A 2,900-nucleotide genomic window follows, 5' to 3' on the forward strand; every position below is an offset into this window, starting at 1 on the left:
CGGTGTGGCAGCGATGGACTGGGATTTAATTGCTGGTTTGCTTATCTGCCCCGTGGACTAAAGATCGCGCAGCGTTCTCGATAATAATAAGCTTGGAATAAATTACATGTCCCATAGGCAGCAAGCGGCGATGTTCGCCCACATTTCAGCGCTCGTGATCGGTATGGTAGCTGTTACGACACCTGCGTTAGCCAAGGAAAATCAATCCGATTTTCGTCTCGAGGAAGTCATTGTTAGCGCACAGCGCCGTGACGAGAGTGCGCAGGATGTTGCGATATCGGTATCGGTGTTCAATCAAGAGCAGCTGTCTAACGCGAATATAAGCAACCCTGCAGACTTGGCGCTGATTACACCGTCGCTGTCGGTTAACACCTTGTTTGGGCCGGATAACGCGGCGTTTAATATTCGGGGGTTTTCTAAAGAATTGCGCACAACGGCGACAGTTGGGGTGTATTTCGCTGAGGCGGTCGCGCCGAGAGGGCAGATATTGCAAACCTCTGGCGATGGCGCCGGCCCGGGCACCATGTTCGATCTACAGAGCCTGCAGGTACTGAAAGGTCCGCAGGGTACTCTGTTTGGCCGTAATACTACCGGCGGGGCGGTATTGTTAGTGCCAGAGCGGCCGTCTGATCAGTTTGAAGGCTACGTGGAAGTCTCCGGCGCCGAGCGCAATATGCTCGAAAAACAATTGGTTCTGAATGTCCCTGTGAATGATCAATTGCGGATGCGCTTTGGTATAGATACGAAAGATAGCGATGGCTATTTAAATAATTTGTCCGACAAGGCCGGCAGGAACTTCGGTGATTCCAGTTTTTTCGCTGGGCGAATCAGCCTTGAGGCGAATATCACGGAAACGCTGAGCGACTATTTGGTCCTGAATTACTCTGATTCGGAAAGTCATGGTTCCGGTCCAAAGCTTTTTGCCTGCAATTCAGCTGCGGCAACTGCATTGGTGCGCCCCGGTGCTTGTGAACGCCAATTAGAACGCCAACGCGCGGCGGGGGACAATTTCTACGATGTAATCAGTACGGTGCCGAATGCTGGGGTAGAAATTCAGGAACTGCGCTTTATTAATCATTTGAGTTGGGACGTCACCGAAAATATCTCTCTGAAAAGTATTTTGGCTTATATGCATCTCGAAACCAGCAATAATCAGGATGTATTCGGTACGGAGTTTACTGAAACCCAAGCTGCGCTTACCGGTATTGGTATACCCAGCAGTCCAGTAGACGCTAATCGCGAGTATTTACTCGGCTATTCTATTGCCAAGCCCGGCGTGCCGGTAACGAGTCAGGAGACCCGTGCTGCTGAGTTTCAGGTGCAAGGGCTGTCGCTAGCGAATAAATTGAACTGGCAGGCCGGCGTATATTATGAAAATAGTATTCCAGACGGTTACTCCGGTAACTACGCACCGAGTCAGATATCCTGTGATTTGCGCACAATTGCGACTGGCGATCCGGCCCAATTTAACTGTAATGACCCCCTTGGTGGCGTGTTGGGTGGGGTAGGGTTTTTATTATTAAAAACCGAATACACCAATCAGGCGGTTTACGCCCAGGCGACCTACGACATATTGGACTCACTTAGCTTTACTGGTGGCTTGCGTTACACCAAGGACAATACGGTGGGGGAGGCGATAAAAACGCGTTATAAATTTACCTCGACGGTGTTAACAGAGACGGCGATTACCGACCAGTACGCAGAGCAAGACAGCGAGGCACCGACGGGCCTGATCGAATTACAGTATAAGCCTGCTGAGCGGATCATGACCTATGCCAAATATGTGCGAGGCTATCGGCAAGGCGGGGTAAATTTGGTCACTGACTCCGGTGTCGATGTGCACGACAAAGAAACCGTCGATAATTATGAGATTGGCGCAAAAACCGAGTTCGACTGGCCGCTGCCAACTCGCTTTAATGTTTCGGTGTTTGAGAATGATTTAACGGATATGCAGTTGCAGACGGGCTTTCTATCGCCGACATCGGGCTCGACCACGGCCATTTTTAATGCTGGTCGTGCCAGTATTAAAGGCTTTGAATTTGACGGGTTCGTGCAGCTGCACGAGCGCTTAACGGCAAGTTTCTCGTATTCCTATCTCGACAGTGAACTACTAGAACAAGATATTGACGAAAATCGCCAGCGGGTTGGTGATGCTTCTGGGCCGGTTGCTTCGGCAACCTTTACGCCGACGGCGGTGGTTGGCGACGAGTTACCGTACACACCTAAGGAGTCGTATACGGCATCGCTTAATTATCGCGCCGCAATGCCACATGAAATGGGTGAGCTGCAGTTTGGTGGCACTTATGCCTACACTGGTGAGCAGCGGGCCACGGCATCGACCTTCTCGCCTTATTCCGTGATTGAAGAATTTTCGGTAATTAATCTGCATTTAAACTGGAATGATATGTTTGGGGAAGCGTTTGATTTGTCTTTGTTTGCAACGAATGTCACTGACGAAGAGTACGTTACCTTTCTCGCTGGAACCTATAATGCGCTTGGTCTAGAAGTTCGCTCCTCTGGGCAGCCACGGACTATTGGTGCACGCCTTAAATACAGCTTTGGCGCGAATAAATAGTATCTGCGTAATGCGCTGGCTAGCTTAAATAATTGAGCGTCCGTCGACTGCACTTATTGGCTGGATTGCGAGCGCTATATCTTTTTTTCCTGCGCAATTACCCATGTTAATTGCGCAGGAAAAAGCCATCTTAAGTATCACCTTTCCTCAAAAATAAGCTGCAAATTTATATTGGCAAGAAACCTGCTTGCTGTAATGGCGAGCGGCGGTCTGTTCTTGCTTGGCCGCTGTGCTATAACTAAATAAGCAAAGCTACTTTAGGAGGGACACTATTGTCTGATACTGGCGCTGACCTAGCGGAATTTTTAGCGCAGGAGTGTTTGCC

Annotated in this window: 1 protein-coding gene; it reads left to right on the forward strand. The window is 49.7% G+C overall.

Going from position 1 to position 2,900, the window contains the following annotated elements:
• Positions 1 to 106 precede the first annotated feature (106 nt).
• A complete protein-coding gene (locus ABYT30_RS17905) occupies positions 107 to 2,575 on the forward strand; it encodes a TonB-dependent receptor (protein ID WP_373097851.1) in 2,469 nt (822 codons plus the stop codon).
• Positions 2,576 to 2,900: the final 325 nt, after the last annotated feature.

It is taken from the genome of Zhongshania sp., from assembly GCF_041623545.1.
In the GTDB taxonomy this organism is placed as follows: Bacteria; Pseudomonadota; Gammaproteobacteria; order Pseudomonadales; family Spongiibacteraceae; genus Spongiibacter.

Bases quoted from the DNA above. Each gene is read 5' to 3' on its own strand.
- ABYT30_RS17905 (WP_373097851.1), top strand. From the start codon at position 107: ATGTCCCATAGGCAGCAAGCGGCGATGTTCGCCCACATTTCAGCGCTC.